This is a genomic window from Methylobacterium sp. Leaf361 (genome assembly GCF_001424445.1).
Lineage (GTDB): Bacteria > Pseudomonadota > Alphaproteobacteria > Rhizobiales > Beijerinckiaceae > Methylobacterium.
In genome coordinates this window covers 1-18,599 of record NZ_LMPY01000043.1, presented here as the reverse complement: position 1 = coordinate 18,599, position 18,599 = coordinate 1, and the positions used below count along the sequence as shown (strand labels likewise).

The following is an 18,599-nucleotide window of genomic DNA, read 5'->3' as shown; positions in this document are numbered from 1 at the left end:
GGCGACGCCCAGCCCAAATCCCCATAGGCCCGCCCGCCATCCCGCGGGTTCGTTCATCCAAGACTTTCGTACGCCTCGCGGCGACCGAAACTCTTCAGGTTTCCTGTCCTTCCGCTTTCGGGTGCAGAGAATAAAAGAGCGGACGTACGGGGTCGAGCAAAAGCTGGCCGTAAACAGGTCGTCCGCTTCGAGGCTTGGGAAAAGTGAGAGCGGACATTCGGCTCCATTTAGGAGAAGCAAGGCAAATGACCCAAATATTTTGATGAGAAGGCCTAGTATCATCTAGAGCGTTTCGATTTAATCTGAATTATATCCCATAGCAGCGAATAAATTGGCGCATTCATCGGGCGTGATGGTGTCGATGAGCCAGCCGATGGCGACCCATAGTCCTTCGACCGTGCGCTCAGCCGCCTTGCGCAGGAACGCCTTGAGCTTGGAGAAGGCCATCTCGATCGGGTTGAAGTCCGGCAGTAGGGCGGCAGGAACAGCAGCCGTACGCCCGCCGCTTCGATCGCTGCGCGGCCGGCCGGCCTCTTGTGGCCGCCGAGGTTGTCCATGACGACGACGTCTCCGAGGGCGAGTTCGGGCACGAGCACACGCGCGACGTAAGTCTGGAAGGCGTCGCGGTTGATCGGTCCGTCTAGCACGAACGGCGCGGCGATCCCGGACAGGCGCAGGCCCGCGACGAAGGTCGTGGTCTTCCAATGGTCGTGCGGCACCGGAGAGCGCAGCCGCTCGCCGCGCGGGCAGCGTCCGCGGGTTCCCGCCATGTTGGTCGAGGTCGAGGTCTCGTCGAGGAACACGACGCGGGCGGGGTCGAGGTCGGGCTGGCCCTCGAACCCACGCCTCGCGGGCCGCCTTCACGTCCAGGCGGTCCTGCCCCGCGGCGTGGGCTGTCATTTTTGTAGGTCAAGCCGCGCGCATCGAGGAAGGCCCACAGAGTGCCGAGCCCGACCGTGAGGTCGCGCTCGTCCTTCAGGCGAGCGCGCATCTCCTCCAGGGTGATGTCGGTCCTCTCGGGGATCAGACCTCGCAGGTAGGCCTCGTGCGGGTCGAGCTTGGAGCGGCGCGCCCGCCCCGGGGACGGGGAGCCACCGTCCCGGTCGTCGTCAGTGCAGCCATCCAGCGGATCGCCGTGGCCACGCCGACCCCGAAGCGCGGCCGCCTGTCGACGCTACGTCGTCCCGGCCGCGTCGACGATGCGTTCGCCGAGGTCCTGGCTGGAGGGTCGGCCCATGTCTCGCTCCTTGTCTGGAGCTCGTCATGAATCAGCGTCACACCGCCGCGTGAACCCCACACACCCGATGCAGCTCAGACCGAAAACGCTCTAGCTCCGCCTCCTCGGCTTCAGTGTTGCGCTGCTTGGAGGCGGCCACCACCGTGGCGTCGATAATCTGCCCGCCCAACGCCATGACACCGGCTTGCCGCAGGGCCGTATCGTAGGCCGCGAACAGCACCTCGATCGCAGGCCGACCCGCGATCTCGGCCCGGGTAAGCGCCGCCCGGAAGGTCCAGATCGTGTTGGCGTCCGGCACCGGATCGGACAGCCCCGGCCCTAGGAAGCGCATGAACGAGAACCGACCCTTGATCAGGATCTTGGGTCACGCTCGTCCGACAGCGAGTGGCTGGCCCGAAAGACCAGCACCTTGAACATGAACACGAGGTCGAACGGTGGGCGACCGCCCTTCGACTCGTCCGAGCGCGGCACGGCACGGGCGAGGTCGTCCCGGAACAGCTCGCAAGACGATGTGGCTCAACCGCTCCAGCGCGCCTCACTCGAGCTCGATGACGTTTCGGGAGGACGGCTGGGCACTGCGCAGGGATGGCCCGCGGTTGCTGAGGAAATCGCCCGGTGGCGCGGTCGCGGGCTTCGCGGCGGGCGCGCCGCGCACGGACTGCGCCGGCTGTTCGGGGCGGTCGATCAAGGCCGGGTTCGCGACCGGCTGCAGCGGCGTGACGACGCGCCCCTCCGCCTGATCGAGGCAGCGCCGCAAGGCGCCGGGATCGGGCAACAACGTGCAGTCGTTCACCGAGAGCGGGCTTGGCTGGGCGGGGGCCGCCGTCGCGCCCGCCGCGAGGAGCGCGAGCGCGCCGAAGGCGGTTCGCACCGCGCGTCCCCGCGTTAGCGGCCCGGGGCTCATGGCTGCGCCTGCCGGATCCGCGGATTGACCTGTCGGACCTCGATCTCGCTTGGCTCCGACGGCAGCAGCTTGCGCGGGGCGGCTGTCCCGGTGCGGGCGGCCTGCTGCTGCGCCTGGGGCGACACCGGCTGCGGCGCCAGCGCGCTGGCCCGGCCCTGCTGCGCCGGCTGCGCGGGCGCGTCCGCCTTGTCGAGCCGGCCGAGCCGCACCCGCACGTACTCGACCGACCGCTTGGCCGCGTCGAACCCGCACTCGTAGGTCACCCGCACCCACTCCTTGGCGGGACTGAGGAAGCGGATCGAGTCGCCGCGGTAGCGGACCACGGTGGCGCCGCCCTCGGGCGCCTCAGCCTGCTGGAAGATCTTGGCGAAGGGCCGGGAGACCCACTCGAAATCCGTCGGCGCCTGCGCCTCGATCCGCGGCGCGCAGATTTGCGAGGCGAGCTCGTTGTTGGCGCGCACGCAGGTGGCGTCGCAGCCCGGAGCGGCGGGGGCGGGCTGCCCCGTCCCGGGATTGGCAGTGTTGGCCTGCATCGGCGCGGCCTGCGCGGGTGCCGGCTGGACCGGTGCCGGTTGCGGCGGCGTGGGAGCCGCCGCAGATTGTGCCCCGGCCGACAGGATCCCGGCCGACCATACGGTCGCGGCGGCGAGCAGGATCTGCACGCGCGATGGCCCGCGCTGCCTCATCGTAGCCTCCCAATCAACACACGGCGCAGACGGTTTCCGCCTTGCGCAGACATCGACCGCTCCGTCGCCCTTGAATCCGCGGGCTCACGCCCAAGGAATCGCGCCGCAGACGACCATTCAAAACGGTCTTGCTTGCTCAATAGAATACCACTTTCGGCGATAACTGATGTGTCCAATTTAACACGCATATAGCGACCCGCGAATCGGATGGCGAAAACTGCCTAATCCGATCCGGGGCACCGACTCCTGAGATCGTTAACGCGCCGTCTTAAATGATTGAGAAATTTCAGTTTTCTCCGCGTCGTTTGACAGATCACGTCACGGCTTTGTCGTCTGAGACCTAATGAGAAATTCCGACAATTGTATTTTTTGTCTCGACCGGAGCTTGACACTCGTCTTCGGCTTATGGATACGCTTAACAAGCCGTTAAAGCGCCGCGAAGACAGAGCGACTGCGATGGCATAGATTGTGTTCAAAAGAGCACACAAAATACAAGAGGGAGTGTATCTATGTTGAAATCAGTTATTCTGGCTTCCGTCGCCGTCGCTAGCCTGACCGCCTTCGCGACCGGTGCCTCGGCGCAGTCAATCTCGCCGACCCCGACGCTCAGCGTGGGCGCGAATACGAACGAGGCCATCATCCTTCAGCAAGGCAGCAACAGCGCCAACGTGGAGCAGGGCGGCCTCAACAACAAGGCCGGCCAGCTTCCCAATTCGATCGACCTGACCACGAGCGGCAGCAACCTCACGGGCGCCAACAGCCTTGCCGATGGCGTTTACAGCGTTCTGCAAAACGGTGGCGGAAACTATCTCGACATCAAGCAGGACGGCTCCAACAACTCGGTCATTACCAAAAAATCCAATGTCAGCAATGTTCCGAATGCCGTCGCATTCGACGCGGGGTCGTTCCAGAATGGGTACAATAACAACGTAAGCTCAAATCAGAACGGCTCGAACGGCAAGGCCCAGTTCCAACAGGTCGGAAACGGCAACAGCGCTACAATTTTTGCGCAAGATGGCTCGAAGGATACTTACGCTGGTATCTTCCAGTTCGGAGGCAACAACAACAGCGCCGCCATCAATCAATACAACGGCGCCTCCAATACGTACGCAATCATTGCGCAGGAGGGCGGCAGCAACTACGGAGCTATTAATCAGAGTAACAGCAACGAATTTGCTCTTATTTCTCAAATTGGCGGCAATAATAATGCCACTATTGGGCAGTCGGGCGACACAAATTTCGCTTCAGTACTTCAGGTTGGCTACAACAACAACGCCGTCACCAATCAGTCTGGCACGGGAGTTGGCGCCTTCACTTATCAGAATGGTAATGGCAACTACGCCTCTGTGAGCCAGACGAACGGCTCCGCCAATGCCGGGGCCATCCAGATCGGCAACGGCAACAGCATGACCATCAGGCAGCGTTAGCACGTCGCGCACCTATATCTGGTTGCATTTTCGAGTATTGCAGAGGGGCTCACCCGTTGGGTGCGCCCCTTCTATCCGCTGGCTTGAGGTGACAGATCCAAACCGGGTTTCGTGCCGATCATGCCCAACTTTGCTGTTGATCCACCCGTGCTCTGCCGCGTGATCGAAGCTCGCGCGCAAGACGTCGCTCGCGTGGCCCTTCGCATTGAGGCGCCCTACGGAACCGCGGGCCGCTACAGCCTCGTCGTCCGCAAGGCCGACCCAGCTGGCAAGGCCACGATGCAGCAAAGCGGCAACTTCGAGCTCGCCGACAGCGGCGCCCGTGAGGTCGGCGAGTTGACAATCAGCATACGGCCGGGTGGCCAGCTAATCGTCGACGCCTCCGTGCAGGTGGGCGGCCGCAAGATCAGCTGCTCATACGACACTACGCATGACTTGTGACACGCCGCTCCAAGCCTCGTTAAGGGCAGGTCAAGCTGCGTTATTTTGTGATGGGCAAGCGCTCGCGTTTCCATTGACATAGCCTTATCCAACAGGCAGCCGATCCGATTCTCTACCCTCTATCCGTGTGTCCGATTCACCACATAAAAGATGTAGTCACGTGTGGATAAGCGTCGATACTGTACAGAGATGCGGATCACTGATTTAAGGTAGGTGAAAAGGGATTGGGGAGGCAGACAATGTGCCGTACGCATCGCAGTCGCGCTGCAGGTCGAGCGCTGGTCGTTGTCGCGCTCGTAGCCGGCTCAGCGACGGCGCAGGACCGCGTCGCGATCGAGCAGATCCAGGCGGCCGCCCAGCGCGCCGCCGGCGCTCCGGGGCGGGGGATCCAGGAGAGCGATTACATCCTCGGCAACCAGTCCGGCATCCTGCTGCTCAATCCGAGCGGCCCGCCCCAGTCGCCGCAGGCCAACCAGTCCCGGGCCCTGCAGATCGGATCGGGCAATACGGGCACGATCGACATGTCGGGCTACGCGAACGTGGCGATCCAGAACGTGATCGGCTCGCGCAACACGGTGACCCAGCAGCAGGCCGGATCCTACAACCAGTCGACCGTATCGGTCTTCGGCCAGTCTAACACGATCGGGACCCAGCAGGACGGCAGCGGCGCGGCGGCGACCATCACGGTCCGCGGCGACAACAACGCCATCTCGGCGCAGCAGCAGGGCATCAACCCGACGCCGATCAGCATCACGCGGGTCGGCAACGGCCCCAGCGTCTCGGTCACCCAGAGGTAGTCCCATGCGCCAGTCCCGTCTGCTCGGGCCGCTCGTCTGCGGCTGCGCTCTCCTCGCCGTTGTGGGCGCCCAGGCGGGCAGCCTCGTCTATCAGCCGGTCAACCCGTCCTTCGGAGGAAGTCCGCTGAACGGCTCCTGGCTGCAGGCCCAGGCTGCGGCCCAGAACGACGCGCAGCGGTCGGCCCAGCGCGACCAGCAGCTGTTCTCGGCCAATCAGAGCGCCGCCAACACCAAGACTCCGGGCCAGATCTTCGCCCAGCAATTGCAGACGCAGATCTACAGCTCGCTGGCCAACCAGATCACCCAGGCGCTCTTCGGCGAGAACGCCCAGCAGAGCGGTAGCTACAGCTTCGGCGGATCGCAGGTGACCTTCCAGCGCCTGGGCGGCAATATCCAGCTCCAGATCTTCGACGGCCAGTCGACCACCACCATCGTCGTCCCTGCGACCGCGGCCGTGGGCGGCTCGAGTGGCGCGACACCGCTCTTGGGCGCGCCCTGAGCGCGGCGCGCAGCGATGATTGTCGAGCATCGAAGGCGGAGCCGGCTCCGGCCTCTCGTCGCCCGCCCCGGCGGGCGCGCGGGAGGCCGGAGCGCCGAAGCGGAACGGAGACGGGGTGGCCCGTGCGTAGCATTCTGAAGAGCTTGGCCGCCGCCGCGCTGCTCTGCGCGGGCTTGGCCGCCTGCGCCCCGTGGGAGCGCGAGCTGCTCGCGCAGGCGCCCGTGGTCACGCCGCCTTCCCCCACCGATCTCAATCTCGAGACGCTGCCGCCGCCGACCCGCAAGATCGACATCGCGATCTACAATTTCCCGGACCTGACCGGCCAGAATAAGCCGAACGACAACATCGCCGAGTATTCCCGCGCCGTCACCCAGGGCGGCGGCGCCTTCGTGGTCGACGCGCTGCGGCGCGCCGGGCGGGGCCAATGGTTCTCGGTGGTCGAGCGCACCGGCCTCGCCAACCTGCTGCAGGAGCGGCAGCTGATCCGGGCGACCCGCCAGGAATTCGAGGGCACGGACGCGAAGCCGCTGCCGCCGATCCGCTTCGCGGGCCTGATCGTCGAGGGCGGCATCATCGGCTACGACGCCAACACGGTCACGGGCGGCGCCGGCGCCAACCTCCTGGGTATCGGCGGCGACACCAAGTACCGGCGCGACGAGGTGACGGTGGCGATGCGCATCGTCTCCGTGCAGAGCGGCGAGGTGCTCAACAGCGTCACGGTGACGAAGACGATCTACTCGGTCGCCCTCAACGCCAACGCCTACCGCTACGTCGCGGTGGCCAAGCTGCTCCAGGTCGAGGCGGGCGTGACCCGGAACGAGCCGACCCAGATGGCAGTGCGCGAGGCGATCGACCTCGCCGTCTACGCGACGATCATTGAGGGCAGCCGCAAGAAGCTGTGGCGTTTCCGCGACCCGGTGCTCGGCACCCGTCTCGTCGACGAGTATCTCGCTCGCGATCGGCCGACGCCCCTTGAGGTTCCGGGACCGACGGTGGCGGCGGGCCCGCTGGTGGTGAAGTCCTGATCGGCCATGAGCCTGCCCGTCGCACCGACGCACATGTTCGGCCGCCGCCGGAGGGGCGTGCGAGGCACGCTGGCCTTCTGCCTCGTCGTGTCCGGCGCCCTGACGCCGGTGATCGCCTCGCGAGCCTCCAGCACGGCCCGGAGCCCGGCGGTCCCGGAGGTCGCCGCCCTCACGCCCTTCGCGCCGATCGCGGCGCCGCCGCCGCTCGGACTGCCGGACGGGCACGCGGACGGACCGGCGTCACCGATCATCGCGCCGGTGAACGCCGACCTGATGATTCTGGGCCGCGGCGCGTTCCGGCAGATCGAGGCGACCGCCCTGCTGTTCCCGCAGGCCGGGGACGGGATGCACGCCCTGATCACCGCCGCGGCCGCCGCCAACGGCCTGCCCGGCGACTTCTTCCTGCGCCTGCTGCGCCAGGAGAGCGGCCTCAATCCCAACGCCGTGAGCCCAGTGGGGGCGCTCGGCATCGCCCAGTTCATGCCGGGAACCGCCGCGGAGCGCGGCCTGCGCAACCCGTTCGATCCGCTGGAGGCAATCCCGAAATCAGCCGAGCTGCTGCGGGAACACAGGGTGCGCTTCGGCAATCTCGGATTGGCCGCGGCGGCCTACAATGCCGGGCCGCAGCGGGTGCGCAGTTGGCTCGAGGGTCGCTCGGGCATGCCCACCGAGACGCGCGACTACGTGGTCCGGATCACCGGCCGCACCGTCGAGGAATGGGCGGCGGAGAGCGGCCGGTCCTTCCTGAGCGCCCCGTCGCTCTTCTCGAACCCTCGCGGTTTCGGCCCGGTCGCGGGCTGGGCCGCCGATCCGACGGCGCGCCCTTCGCCCGTGTTCGAGGCGCGACCGGTCACGCGCAGCATGGCGGCTGCGAGCGACCGGTCAGCCAAGCGGGGGGCTAGGCGCCTGTCGGCTCAGTCGCAGCAACCGCGATCCGAGCAGGCCCTCTGTGCGGTCCTGAACGGCCAGGGACGCACCTGTCTGGTCCAGGCGGTCTACTGAGGCGGCGCCAGCTGCTCGACCTGGACGGCCTGGGCCGGCGTGGCCGGCCGGCGACTCTGCCGAAGCTTGCGCCGCTTCCCGCGCCGGGACACGCCGGTCGCCGGGATCGGGCCCGCCGCGTCGAGCAGGGATTGGTCGATCACGGGCGGCTGCTGGAAGGCCGCGGGCCGCGGGCCGGGTGCGAGGCGCTGGCCTTCGTAGAGCTCGATGCAATCGCGGAGCGCCGTCGGATCGCGGATGAAGGTACAGTCGTTGACGTTCGGGACGGGGGCACCTTGTGCCAGGACGCCCGTGGCGCACCAGAAGGATGCGACGCCGAGCACGACCACCCTCAATCTCGATCCCGGCATGACGAACCTCGCGGGCGTGCAGGCGAGGCGCCGCACCGGCCCGAACCCACATTCATTGACACCTAACAGAACAATGGCTCGATCAACCAGTTCCGAACTGCTGATTTCCGCCATAGAACCGCGCATCAAATCAAATTTCGAGGTTTCTGCCGACGATCTGCGCCCGGCCGATGCCGTCTCATCCTGCTCGGTGCATCGCCGGCATATGTGCAGAGCGCCCTCGATCGCGCTGCCCTGAGCGCGAGTTCGGAATGGGCTGACAGCCGGAGGGTGAACGACTGGTGCGCCCCGCTGATGACGGAGCCCTCGGCCGTTACGCCGGCGCAGATAGAACGGAACCGATGTTGACCCGAGCGGTTAAGCGCGGCGACCGTACGGACCCAAGGAGAAGGATCTGTACGTCCGGAACAGCTCGGAGTGACGAGGAATGGCGCGCCATTCCTACCGATTATCTCGGATGATTTTAGACCTTTGTAGATCAACGGCTTGGCCCATCATCCCGGATAGTCTTACACTACTATCACCGACGATCCGTCAGCTTTCGTCCGGAGTTCCTGTTACCCTTTGCGTGACAGCCGTTCGGCCACACGCTCAAGCTCCTCGTGCAAATCCTCGGTCCACAGATGACCGCATCGCGCCGTCATTTGATGCTTGGCATGGCCTAGGATCCGGCTGAGGCCGTAGAGATCCCCACCGTCCTACACGAACCAACTGGCGAAGCTGTGCCGCAGGTCATGGAAGCGGAAGTACTCGATCCCACCCCGCGGCAGGCTCCTCCGAACGCCTTCTTCAGGTCATCCACCCGCGATCCATCCGACTTGCAGAACAGGTAGGTGGAACGGGGGCGGCCACGTCCACGCTGATGCACTGTGGAGACGTGCACGACGGCACCAGAGCGAAGCGGTGAGAGGTTGCCCGCTTTCGGCTCACCGGATGGTAAACTGTTGTGTCTGATCGGGGTAGATATAAGGCCGTCCGCCTTTTCTGGTGCTCCTTCCCGGAAGCGGACCGGCGGCTTTCGGCCAGATTTCGCCTCAACAGATAACTGTCACTCGCAAAACCGGGCATTCGGCTTCGCGCTCGTCACGGCCATTCGGCGATCAGCGCCGGTATCCCAGAAGCGGACATCGTCTCGCGGTGGATGATGGTCTTCAGATGTACGCGAAGCATCGTTGAAGGTGTCGAGCAGAGGCGTGTGGCTGGGAGGATGCGCGTCGATCCGCTCGGAGAGCAGCGTCAGGCCAGCGGCCACGGCTCGGTGCTCGGTTCCGATCCAGCTGACGGCGGCCGGGATCTGCGGGAAGCCGGTTCGATGGCAGGAGAGGTCACGCTTTTGGCTCCGAGAGCCTTGGCGCATTCGGGTTGCAGACGTCGACCTGTCTGAGCGCCGGATGGCTGCTGCCGACGGTCGCTGACGCCCTCCCTTGAGGCCTACCCCGCTTTGGGGATACTGGATACATAATCTCGTTCGGGAGAGGGGTCAGATGGCACGACTGAACGTCAACGGCGTCGTGCGTGAGGTCGATGCCGAGGCCGACACCCCGCTCCTCTGGGTCATCCGCGAGCAGATCGGTTTGACCGGCACCAAGTACGGCTGCGGCATCGCCCAATGCGGCGCCTGCACCGTGCATATCGACGGGGCGGCCGTCCGCTCCTGCTCCGTGCCGCTCTCGGCGATCGAGGCGGGGCAGAAGATCGTCACGATCGAGGGGCTAGCCCCGGATGCCCGCCATCCGGTCCAGCAAGCCTGGGCCGAGCTCGACGTGCCGCAATGCGGCTTCTGCCAGCCCGGGATGATCATGGCGTCGGCGGCGCTGCTGGCGCAGAACGCGCGTCCGAGCGAGGAGCAGATCCGCCAGGAGATCACCAACATCTGCCGCTGCGGCACCTACAACCGTGTGCTCGCCGGCATCAAGATCGCCGCCGAGCGCGGCCAGTCCGGCTGACGGGGGACGAGCAGATGAGCCTCGAATCCAAGGCCTCCCCGAAGGCTGCCCGCCCCAGCCGCCGCACGCTGCTCGCCGGCGCCGGTCTCTTCACCCTCGGCTTCCACATCCCGTTCCCCGCACGGGCTGCAACCCTCGACGCGGCGCCGACCGCGCCGGAGGTCAATGCCTGGGTCGTGGTGAAGCCGGACGAGACCGTGGTCATTCGCATCGCCCGTTCAGAGATGGGCCAGGGCACGCTCACCGGCCTCGCGCAACTCGTCGCCGAGGAGCTCGACTGCGACTGGGCCAGGGTCACCACCGAGTATCCGAGCCCGGGCCAGAACCTCGCCCGCAAGCGCGTCTGGGGTGATTACTCGACCGGCGGCAGCCGCGGCGTGCGCGATTCTCACGAGTACGTGCGAAGAGGCGGCGCCGCCGCCCGCACGATGCTCGTTGCCGCCGCCGCGAAGGGCTGGGGCGTACCCGCCGCCGAGTGCCGCGTCGAGCGGGGCGTGATCACCCACGGTCCCTCCGGCCGCAGCATCACTTACGGCGCCGTCGCCGCGGAGGCGGCCAGGATCGAGCCGCCGAAGGACGTGGTGCTCAAGGATCCGAAGGACTGGACCATCGCCGGCAAGCCGCTGAAGCGGCTCGACACCCTGCCCAAGCTCGACGGCAGCCAGGTCTACGGGATCGATCTCAAGCTGCCCGGCCTGCTCAACGCCGCGATCCGCGATTGTCCGGTGACCGGCGGCACCGTGAGGAGCTTCGACGCCGCCGCTGTGTCGGGCATGCCCGGTGTCCGAAGAGTGCTCCAGGTCGGCGACAGCGCGGTCGCGGTGGTGGCCGACACGTTCTGGCGCGCCAAGATCGCCCTCGACGCCCTCCCGGTCGTCTGGGACAATGGCCCGAACGCGACGGTTTCCAGCGAGACCATCGCGGCGACCCTGCGCGAGGGACTCGACGCCGAGCAGGCCTTCGTCGGCAACAAGGCCGGCGATGTGGCCGGCGCCCTCAAGGGCGCCGCCAAGGTGGTGGAGGCCGTCTACGGCGTACCGTTCCAGAATCACGCCACGATGGAGCCGATGAATGCCACCGCGCTCTGGACGCCGGAGCGCTGCGAGGTCTGGACGCCGACGCAGAACGGCGAGGCGGCTCTGGCCGCGACCGCCGACGCCGCCGGGCTGCCGGCCACATCGTGCGAGGTCTACAAGATCCATCTCGGCGGCGGCTTCGGCCGGCGCGGCGCCACGCACGATTGGGTGCGTCAGGCGGTGCTCATCGCGCGGGAGATGCCGGGCACGCCGGTCAAGCTGATCTGGACCCGCGAGGAGGACATGACGCATGGCCGGTACCACCCGGTCACGCAGTGCCGGATGCGCGCCGCCCTCGACGGAGACGGCAACCTGACCGGCCTGCACATGCGCATCTCCGGCCAGTCGATCCTGGCCTCGGTCGCCCCCCAGCGCATGGTCGAGGGCCGCGACCCGGTCACCTTCCAGGGTCTCAACCCCGGAGGTCCGGAGGCCGCGATCGGCTACACGATCCCCAACATCCTGGTCGATCACGCGATGCGCAACCCGCACATCCTGCCGGGCTTCTGGCGGGGCGTGAACCTGAACCCGAACGCCATCTATCTCGAATGCTTCATGGACGAGCTGGCCCACGCCGCCGGCCAGGATCCGCTCGCCTTCCGGCTGAAGCTGATGGACAACCACCCGAAGCATCGGGCCGTGCTGCAGGCGGTGGCCGAGCGGATCGGATGGGCCAGCAAGCCGCCCGAGGGGGTCTACCGCGGCATCTGCCAGACGATGGGGTTCGGCAGCTACGTCGCGGGCGCGGCCGAGGTCTCGGTCTCCGACCGGGGCGAGCTGAAGATCCACCGTATCGTGGCGGCGACCGACCCCGGCCACGCGGTCAACCCGCAGCAGATCGACGCGCAGGTGGCGGGCTCCTTCGTCTACGGTCTCTCGGCCGCGCTGTACGGCGCCTGCACGGTGAAGGACGGGCGCATCGAGCAGACGAACTTCGACAGCTATCCCGTGATGCGGATGGACGCGATGCCGGCGGTCGAGGCCATCCTGATGCCGTCCGGCGGTTTCTGGGGCGGCGTCGGCGAGCCGACGATCGCGGTCGCCGCGCCGGCCGTGCTCAACGCGATCTTCGCTGCGACCGGCAAGCGCGTCCGCCAGCTTCCGCTGAAGGACACGGATCTCCGCCGGGCATGAGGGCGATGACGCCGGCGCTCGCGCTGCTCGCCGCCCTCGCCGGCGGAACGGGCGCGTGCGCCGCCGAGATGCGGCCGCCGCCCGGCGCCTCGTCCTGCACCGGATGCCACGCCGAGGGCTCCGCAATGGGCGTGCTCGCGGGGCGGCCGGAAGCCGAGATCGTCGGCGCCCTCGAGGCCTTCCGGACCGGCGCGCGCCCGGCGACGCTCATGAACCGCATCGCCAAGGGCTTCGGCGCGCAGGAGAGCCAGGCCATCGCCGCCTGGTTCGCGGCGCAGGGATCGCGGTGATGCGCGCTCCTTCTCCGACCCGCCGCGCCCTGATCGGCGGAGCCGCGGCCGCCGCGCTGGCGCGCCCGGCCCTCGGTGGCACAGCGCCGCGCGTCGTGGTCGTGGGCGCCGGGTTCGGGGGTGCCACGGCGGCGCGCTGCCTCGCCGCGGGCGGCGTCGACGTGACCCTGGTCGAGGCGGCCGAGCGCTATGTCGCCTGCACGGGCAGCAACGCGGTCGTCGTTGGCCTGCGCGGGATTGAGGCCCAGACCTTCGGCTACGAGGCCCTCGGCCGGGCTCGGCTCCGCTTCGTGCGCGGAACGGCGGATGCGGTCGACCCTGTGGCGCGCCGGGTGACGCTCGGCGACGGCACAGTCCTGCCCTACGACCGCCTGGTGCTCTCGCCGGGCATCGCGCTGCGCTTCGACGCCGTGCCCGGCTACGACGCGAAGGCCGCCGAGGCGATGCCCCATGCCTGGAAGGCCGGGGCGCAGACGGTGCTCCTCGCCCGCCAGCTCGAGGCCATGCCGGAGGGCGGCACGGTGGTCCTCTCGGCACCCGCCAACCCGTATCGCTGCCCGCCCGGCCCCTACGAGCGCGCGAGCCTGATCGCGCATTTCCTGAAGACCCGGAAGCCGAGGGCGAAGCTCGTCCTGCTCGACGCCAAGGACACGTTCTCGAAGCAGAAGCTGTTCGAGGCGGCCTGGGCGAAGCTGTACCCGGACGTGCTCGAATACGTGCCGCTCGCCTCGGGCGGTGCGGTCACGGAAGTCGACGCCGCCGCGATGGTCGTTCGCACGGACTTCGCCGAGTACAAGGCCGATGTGGCGTGCATCATCCCGCCCCAGCGCGCCGGCCCCATCGCGGCGCAGGCCGGCTGCGCCGACCGCAGCGGCTGGTGCCCGATCGATCCGGTGACCTTCGAATCGCGCCTCGTGCCGGGCATCCATGTCATCGGCGACGCGGCGATCGCAGGGGCGATGCCGAAATCCGCCTTCTCGGCGAACGCGCAGGCCAAAGTCTGCGCGCAGGCGGTGATCGACCTGATGGCCGGACGGGAGCCCGAGAGCCCGAGGCTCATCAACACCTGCTGGAGCCTCGTCGCACCGGGCAACGGCATCTCGATCGCGGGCGTCTTCCGCCCGACCGACGGCCTCCTGGCGGACGTTCCGGGAGCCGGCGGCATCAGTCCCCTCGACGCGCCCGACGCGGTGCGCGCGCAGGAGGCGGCCTACGGCGAGAGCTGGTACCGGACGATCACCCGGGACGTGTTCGGATGAGGGAAGGCCGCGTGGCCGCCATGCTCGTGCTGGCAGTCGCCGCCCCGCCGGCGCAGGTCGGGGAGGGCCTGGTCCCCACCGCGATCGTCGGCGACGCCATCCCCGAGAGCCTGACCGGCGCGCCGGGCGATGCCGCGCGCGGCCGGGCCATCGTCGTGGACCGGACCCGCGGGCTCTGCCTTCTCTGCCATACCGGGCCCTTCCCGGAGGAGCGGTTCCAGGGCAACCTCGCCCCGGATCTCGCGGGCGTCGGCGGGCGGCTGGGCTCGGGGCAGCTGCGCCTGCGGCTGGTGGACGGACGGGTCTTGAACCCGGAGACGATCATGCCACCGTACTATAGCCTGACAGGGCTCACCCGCGTGGGGCGGCCGTGGCAGGGGCGGCCGATCCTGAGCGCGGCCGAGATCGAGGATGTCGTCGCCTTCCTGGCGACGCTGCGCGAGGCGGGTCCCGAGGAAGGTCGATGAGCAGGCACAGGAGACGGAGCGCGCGTTCGATGGACCGGCGCGGCGTCCTCGCCGGGGCGGTCGGCACCGCGCTCGCCGTCGCGCTGCGCCCCGCCGCCGCGGCGACGCTCCCGCGCACGGAAACGACGGAATCCGCCATCCGTCGCTTCGCGGGTGACAACCCGATCCGACCGGGCCGGGTGACCCTCGACCTGCCGCCGCTCGTGGAGAACGGCAACACGGTGCCGCTCACCGTCGCCGTCGAGAGCGCGATGACGCCCGAGGATCACGTGCGCCGGATCGGGGTGTTCAACGAGAGGAACCCGCAGCCGAACGTCGTGACGGTCCACCTGCGGCCGGGCGCCGGCCGCGCGCAGGTCTCGACACGCATCCGGCTCGCCGACACGCAGCGCATCACCGCCATCGCCGAGATGAGCGACGGGACCTACTGGTCGGCGAGCGCCGATGCCATCGTGACCCTCGCCGCCTGCCTGGAGGGCTGACCCCGATGGCCCGCACGCTGATCAACCTGCCGAAGACCGCCGAGCCCGGCGACACGATCACGATCAGGACCCTGATCTCGCACCCGATGGAGACGGGCTTCCGCCCCGGTGCCGACGGCCGGATCCTGCCACGCAACATCGTGACGGACTTCGTCTGCCGCTTCGAGGACGAGGAGATCTTCCGGGCCGAGCTGTTTCCCGCTTCGGCGGCCAACCCCTACCTGACCTTCACCTGGGTCGCGACGCGCAGCGGCCGCTTCAGCTTCACGTGGCGCGGCGATGGCGGCTTCGATCAGACCGAATCCGCGGCGATCACCGTGGCCTGAGTCTCCGCCGTGCCGCGCCGCTCGGGCTCCCTGCTGCGGACGGCGCTCGTGGCCCTGCTCCTCACCAGCCCTCTCGCGCGGTCGGAGCCGGTCCCGCCGGCCGAGCGACGCTCGGGCTTCGACCAGATGAGCCCCGAGATCCAGGCGATGCAGCGGGACGACGGGGCCAATCCCGGCATGCTCGCGGTCGCGGACGGGGAGGACCTCTGGGCGAAGGCGCCCATCTCCGAGGGACTCGCCTGCGCCGGCTGCCACGGCGAGGCCTCGTCCACGATGCGGGGCGTCGCGGCACGCTATCCCGCTTGGGACGCGCGGACGGGCAGGCCCATCGACCTCCAGTCTCGCGTCAACGCGTGCCGCCGCGAGCATCAGGGCGCCGAGGCCCTCGCCTACGAGAGCCCCGACCTGCTGGCGCTCACGGCCTTCGTCGCCGCGCAGTCCCGCGGGCTGCCGATCGCTCCGCCGGACGATCCCCGGCTCGAGCCCGCGCGGGCGGCGGGTCGCGCGCTGTTCGAGACGCGCCAGGGCCAGCTCGGCCTGTCCTGCGCCATCTGCCACGACGACCATCGGGGTCACCGCCTCGGCGCAGCGATGATCCCGCAGGGACACCCGACTGGCTACCCGCTCTACCGCCTCGAATGGCAAGGTCTCGGCTCGCTGCAACGGCGCCTGCGCAACTGCCTCACCGGCATGCGCGCCGAGCCCTTCGGGTACGGCGCGCCGGACTATGTTGCGCTCGAACTCTACCTCGCGACGCGCGCCGCGCCGCTGCCGCTGGAGACGCCGGCCGTGCGCCCCTGATCGAGCTCGGACTGGCCACCGCTCGACGCCGCGCGCACCTCGTCGACCGCCGCGGTGACCCGCCGGACGGCCGAAGCGCGAACGCCTCAGCCACCAGTCGATCCACAACTGTGGCTCCAGCGGTCGAGCCAGCGCCGCGCTTCCACGGATTCGGCCCCGCGCCTACATACCCGGTATGCCGATCCTCCTGGCGCTCGGCGCCGCCCTGCTGTTCGGTCTCGTGTTCGGCCCCCAATGGTGGGTGCGCCGGGTGATGCGGCAACACGCCACCGAGAGGCCGGACCTGCCCGGGACCGGCGGCGAGCTTGCCCGCCATCTGCTCGACCTGGCACGGCTCGAGCACGTTCCCGTCGAGATCGCGCAGGCCGACCACTACGATCCGGTCGCGAACGTCGTGCGCCTGTCGCCGGAGAACCATGAGGGCCGCTCCATCACGGCGGTCGCGGTGGCGGCACATGAGGTCTCCCACGCGCTCCAGCACGCGGCGGGGGACCGGCTGCTCGCGGCGCGGGTGACCTTCGCGCCGGTCGTGCAGGGCTTCGAGCTTGCCGCAGGCTTGGTGATGATGACCGCGCCCATCATGCTCGCCGTCATCAAATCCCCCGCCCTGCTCACCCTGCAGGTCGGGTTCGGCATCGCGCTCCTCAGCGTTCGCCTCGTGTTTCACCTCTTGACGCTGCCCGTCGAGCTCGATGCGAGCTACCGCCGGGCTCTGCCCATCCTGGAAACGGGCCGCTTCCTCGACGCTGACGACATGCGTGGCGCCCGCACCGTACTGCGCGCCGCAGCCCTCACCTACGTGGCCTCGTCCCTCGTGTCGCTCGTGAACATCGCCCGCTTCCGGCGATTCCTCCGGTTCTGAGACGTATCAAACGCGCGTCCGTTCCTGCTCTGCTCGGCCGCGAGCGGGTTGCCTTCGATCAGCCAGCCTCTGTCACCACCGAACGACCGCTCGAACGTCTCGGAGGGGTGGCTTTGAGACGGTCTGGTCGCGGCCGAAGCTGCCGTGAAGCCGAACAAGCGTCGGAACCGCGCGTGGAACAGAGCTGCCGCGTCACGGCGCGCCCCGCGGAACGGAGACACTCGGCCCCGATCCGCGGCGTTCTCGAGCGCCTCACCTCACGCGGCGGCCGCGGCGAGCGTGCTCCGAAGCAGTTCATCGAGTTCGCCAGCGACGCGGTCGACCTGCGGATTCTCGAACTGGCCGAAGGTGCTGACCGGGCGGTCGTACTCGAAGGCGACGCCACCCTCGGAATCCTCACGCAGAAGCACCCGGATCGGCGCGTACAAGGCGGCAGAAACGGCGTGCCGGGTCATCGACGCGGCCGTCAGCGGGTTGCCGATGTCGTACTGGACGGCCTTGCGGCTCAACCCGGCGGTGCGCAGCACGTCGCCATGGTCTCGGGAGCCGAAGATCGAGAGCGGCGCCTGCCGTTCGAGGAGGTCGCGCGCCTCGTCCACTCGTCCGGCCTTCAGGAGCGTGGCGTCATCGAGGTCGATGACGGGCACCGAAGCCTCCAAGGCGGATCGGACCGCCTCGAAATGCTTGGCCGAGGAAAGGGTGACGTGCTCGACCGCGATTTCGGTCGACGCGAAGTGGTCGGACATGATCTGATCTCCTGACTTCATGCAGCGGGCGGCTCGCCGGGCGGGCCTCGACTGCTCGTCCTCGGCCTGTCCGAGTGCTCGCTCAGTTCATGGCCTCAAGCGACCCGAGCTTGACCGTCTTCGTGTTGGCCTCGACCGCAACAGGCGCGTCGGGCAGCCACCGGACGACGCCCGCGGTCGCGAAGCCCCCCTGCTTGAGGACCTGCGCGGCATGCGTCGCGACGTCTCGGCTGCGATAGGCCACGGTGATGGTGGCGGGCGCCTTGAAGGGCTCGACGGAGGCGATGGCCGGCCGAGCCTCCTGCCAGCGCGTGAGGGCCGGTACGAGGAGACCACCCTGCGCACGGACGTCGGCGGCGCTCAGCGCGAGACCCGGCGTATGGTGGGCCGCGCCGATGACGGCGGGGACGGAGAAGGCGCCGTGCGCGGCGGTGTCGAGGGTCACCTCCGACGCGGCGGCCGGCAGGAGGGACGCCACGGTCATCGTCAGGGCGGCGGTGAGGGTGATAGTAGGGTGGGTCATCTTCTCGATCCTCTCGGTGTGACGGGGTGGCCCGTCTTTCGATGAGGAGGAGATGCTGCCGGGAGGCGCATTCATCAAACAGATGCGATTGATACCCAGTATCTACGCCGTAAATGATGGTTCGGTTTCGACGGCCGCGATGGCGTGGCCGATGCAGCTCGGAAGCCTGTTGGTCTCGCTCGGTCGGATGCCGCATTGTCCGGTCGGGGACTGTCAGGAATTCCGTGTGCGGGCGGCGGGTTGAACATCAGGCCGCCATGGCCCGGGTGAAGCGCTCGCCGAAGATGACGGCGAACTGCGCCTTGGCCATGACCCACTC

Annotated in this window: 22 protein-coding genes and 2 pseudogenes; 16 read left to right on the top strand and 8 right to left on the bottom strand. The window is 68.3% G+C overall.

Going from position 1 to position 18,599, the window contains the following annotated elements; translation table 11 throughout:
* Positions 1 to 297: 297 nt before the first annotated feature.
* The 4 genes and pseudogenes from ASG32_RS32870 to ASG32_RS23650 form a co-directional block, all read right to left on the bottom strand.
* Positions 298 to 1,237, bottom strand: a pseudogene (locus tag ASG32_RS32870) (IS630 family transposase).
* 91 nt (positions 1,238 to 1,328) lie between these two features.
* Positions 1,329 to 1,769, bottom strand: a pseudogene (locus ASG32_RS32865) (transposase); the annotation flags it as partial.
* Positions 1,770 to 1,772: 3 nt separating this feature from the next.
* Complete coding sequence (locus ASG32_RS23655) at positions 1,773 to 2,108, bottom strand: hypothetical protein (RefSeq protein ID WP_020096501.1); 336 nt, start codon at positions 2,106 to 2,108, stop codon at positions 1,773 to 1,775.
* Between the two features lie 29 nt (positions 2,109 to 2,137).
* Positions 2,138 to 2,827: a hypothetical protein gene (locus ASG32_RS23650; RefSeq protein ID WP_082558031.1), complete on the bottom strand. Its 690-nt coding sequence runs from the start codon at positions 2,825 to 2,827 to the stop codon at positions 2,138 to 2,140.
* Between the two features lie 509 nt (positions 2,828 to 3,336).
* Here ASG32_RS23650 and ASG32_RS34120 point away from each other — a divergent pair.
* The 6 genes from ASG32_RS34120 to ASG32_RS23625 all read left to right on the top strand — a co-directional run bounded on the left by ASG32_RS34120 (position 3,337) and on the right by ASG32_RS23625 (position 8,018).
* Positions 3,337 to 4,254: a hypothetical protein gene (locus ASG32_RS34120; protein WP_157862051.1), complete on the top strand. Its 918-nt coding sequence runs from the start codon at positions 3,337 to 3,339 to the stop codon at positions 4,252 to 4,254.
* Positions 4,255 to 4,374: 120 nt separating this feature from the next.
* Positions 4,375 to 4,695, top strand: a complete 321-nt coding sequence (csgH, locus tag ASG32_RS23645) for a curli-like amyloid fiber formation chaperone CsgH (RefSeq protein ID WP_157862050.1) — start codon at positions 4,375 to 4,377, stop codon at positions 4,693 to 4,695.
* A 239-nt stretch (positions 4,696 to 4,934) separates the two neighbouring features.
* A complete protein-coding gene (locus ASG32_RS23640) occupies positions 4,935 to 5,492 on the top strand; it encodes a hypothetical protein (RefSeq protein ID WP_056531361.1) in 558 nt (185 codons plus the stop codon).
* 4 nt (positions 5,493 to 5,496) lie between these two features.
* A complete protein-coding gene (locus tag ASG32_RS23635; RefSeq protein WP_056531359.1) occupies positions 5,497 to 5,991 on the top strand; it encodes a curli assembly protein CsgF in 495 nt (164 codons plus the stop codon).
* 122 nt (positions 5,992 to 6,113) lie between these two features.
* Positions 6,114 to 7,016, top strand: coding sequence for a CsgG/HfaB family protein (locus ASG32_RS23630; RefSeq protein ID WP_082558030.1), 903 nt, complete (start codon positions 6,114 to 6,116; stop codon positions 7,014 to 7,016).
* Between the two features lie 6 nt (positions 7,017 to 7,022).
* A complete protein-coding gene (locus ASG32_RS23625) occupies positions 7,023 to 8,018 on the top strand; it encodes a lytic transglycosylase domain-containing protein (protein ID WP_056531355.1) in 996 nt (331 codons plus the stop codon).
* On the opposite strand, the gene ASG32_RS23620 is transcribed toward ASG32_RS23625, so the two are convergent.
* A complete protein-coding gene (locus ASG32_RS23620; protein ID WP_056531353.1) occupies positions 8,012 to 8,368 on the bottom strand; it encodes a hypothetical protein in 357 nt (118 codons plus the stop codon). The two genes, ASG32_RS23625 and ASG32_RS23620, sit on opposite strands and share 7 nt — an antisense overlap.
* On the opposite strand from ASG32_RS23620, the gene ASG32_RS34115 reads away from it, so the two are divergent.
* Complete coding sequence (locus ASG32_RS34115) at positions 8,367 to 8,606, top strand: hypothetical protein (RefSeq protein ID WP_157862049.1); 240 nt, start codon at positions 8,367 to 8,369, stop codon at positions 8,604 to 8,606. The two genes, ASG32_RS23620 and ASG32_RS34115, sit on opposite strands and share 2 nt — an antisense overlap.
* An 810-nt stretch (positions 8,607 to 9,416) precedes the next feature.
* On the opposite strand, the gene ASG32_RS34110 is transcribed toward ASG32_RS34115, so the two are convergent.
* A complete protein-coding gene (locus ASG32_RS34110; RefSeq protein WP_157862048.1) occupies positions 9,417 to 9,620 on the bottom strand; it encodes a hypothetical protein in 204 nt (67 codons plus the stop codon).
* 232 nt (positions 9,621 to 9,852) lie between these two features.
* On the opposite strand from ASG32_RS34110, the gene ASG32_RS23615 reads away from it, so the two are divergent.
* The 9 genes from ASG32_RS23615 to ASG32_RS23575 all read left to right on the top strand — a co-directional run bounded on the left by ASG32_RS23615 (position 9,853) and on the right by ASG32_RS23575 (position 17,011).
* Complete coding sequence (locus tag ASG32_RS23615) at positions 9,853 to 10,314, top strand: (2Fe-2S)-binding protein (protein WP_020095607.1); 462 nt, start codon at positions 9,853 to 9,855, stop codon at positions 10,312 to 10,314.
* Positions 10,315 to 10,328: 14 nt separating this feature from the next.
* Positions 10,329 to 12,524: a molybdopterin cofactor-binding domain-containing protein gene (locus ASG32_RS23610; RefSeq protein WP_056531351.1), complete on the top strand. Its 2,196-nt coding sequence runs from the start codon at positions 10,329 to 10,331 to the stop codon at positions 12,522 to 12,524.
* Positions 12,521 to 12,814, top strand: a complete 294-nt coding sequence (locus tag ASG32_RS23605) for a hypothetical protein (RefSeq protein ID WP_056531349.1) — start codon at positions 12,521 to 12,523, stop codon at positions 12,812 to 12,814. The genes ASG32_RS23610 and ASG32_RS23605 overlap by 4 nt, the downstream gene beginning before the upstream one ends.
* Positions 12,814 to 14,073 (top strand): NAD(P)/FAD-dependent oxidoreductase, encoded by a 1,260-nt coding sequence (locus ASG32_RS23600; RefSeq protein WP_199866154.1) that lies wholly within the window; start codon positions 12,814 to 12,816, stop codon positions 14,071 to 14,073. The genes ASG32_RS23605 and ASG32_RS23600 overlap by 1 nt, the downstream gene beginning before the upstream one ends.
* Before the next feature lie 20 nt (positions 14,074 to 14,093).
* Entirely contained in the window at positions 14,094 to 14,540 is a 447-nt protein-coding gene (soxX, locus tag ASG32_RS23595) for a sulfur oxidation c-type cytochrome SoxX (RefSeq protein ID WP_244492154.1), read from the top strand.
* Positions 14,541 to 14,569: 29 nt separating this feature from the next.
* Positions 14,570 to 15,022: a SoxY-related AACIE arm protein gene (locus ASG32_RS23590; protein WP_056531344.1), complete on the top strand. Its 453-nt coding sequence runs from the start codon at positions 14,570 to 14,572 to the stop codon at positions 15,020 to 15,022.
* Between the two features lie 5 nt (positions 15,023 to 15,027).
* Positions 15,028 to 15,348, top strand: a complete 321-nt coding sequence (locus tag ASG32_RS23585; RefSeq protein ID WP_020095601.1) for a thiosulfate oxidation carrier complex protein SoxZ — start codon at positions 15,028 to 15,030, stop codon at positions 15,346 to 15,348.
* Positions 15,349 to 15,396: 48 nt separating this feature from the next.
* Positions 15,397 to 16,149 carry a sulfur oxidation c-type cytochrome SoxA gene (gene soxA / locus ASG32_RS23580; RefSeq protein WP_244492152.1) on the top strand — a complete coding sequence of 251 codons (753 nt, stop codon included), beginning with the start codon at positions 15,397 to 15,399 and terminating at the stop codon, positions 16,147 to 16,149.
* 175 nt (positions 16,150 to 16,324) lie between these two features.
* On the top strand, positions 16,325 to 17,011 hold the full coding sequence (locus ASG32_RS23575; RefSeq protein ID WP_056531341.1) for a zinc metallopeptidase: 687 nt from the start codon (positions 16,325 to 16,327) through the stop codon (positions 17,009 to 17,011).
* A 257-nt stretch (positions 17,012 to 17,268) separates the two neighbouring features.
* Here the strand turns inward: ASG32_RS23575 and ASG32_RS23570 are convergent, their stop codons facing one another.
* Both ASG32_RS23570 and ASG32_RS23565 read right to left on the bottom strand, forming a co-directional pair.
* Positions 17,269 to 17,757 carry a DUF302 domain-containing protein gene (locus ASG32_RS23570; RefSeq protein WP_056531339.1) on the bottom strand — a complete coding sequence of 163 codons (489 nt, stop codon included), beginning with the start codon at positions 17,755 to 17,757 and terminating at the stop codon, positions 17,269 to 17,271.
* 82 nt (positions 17,758 to 17,839) lie between these two features.
* Positions 17,840 to 18,280, bottom strand: coding sequence for a hypothetical protein (locus tag ASG32_RS23565; protein ID WP_056531337.1), 441 nt, complete (start codon positions 18,278 to 18,280; stop codon positions 17,840 to 17,842).
* Positions 18,281 to 18,599: the final 319 nt, after the last annotated feature.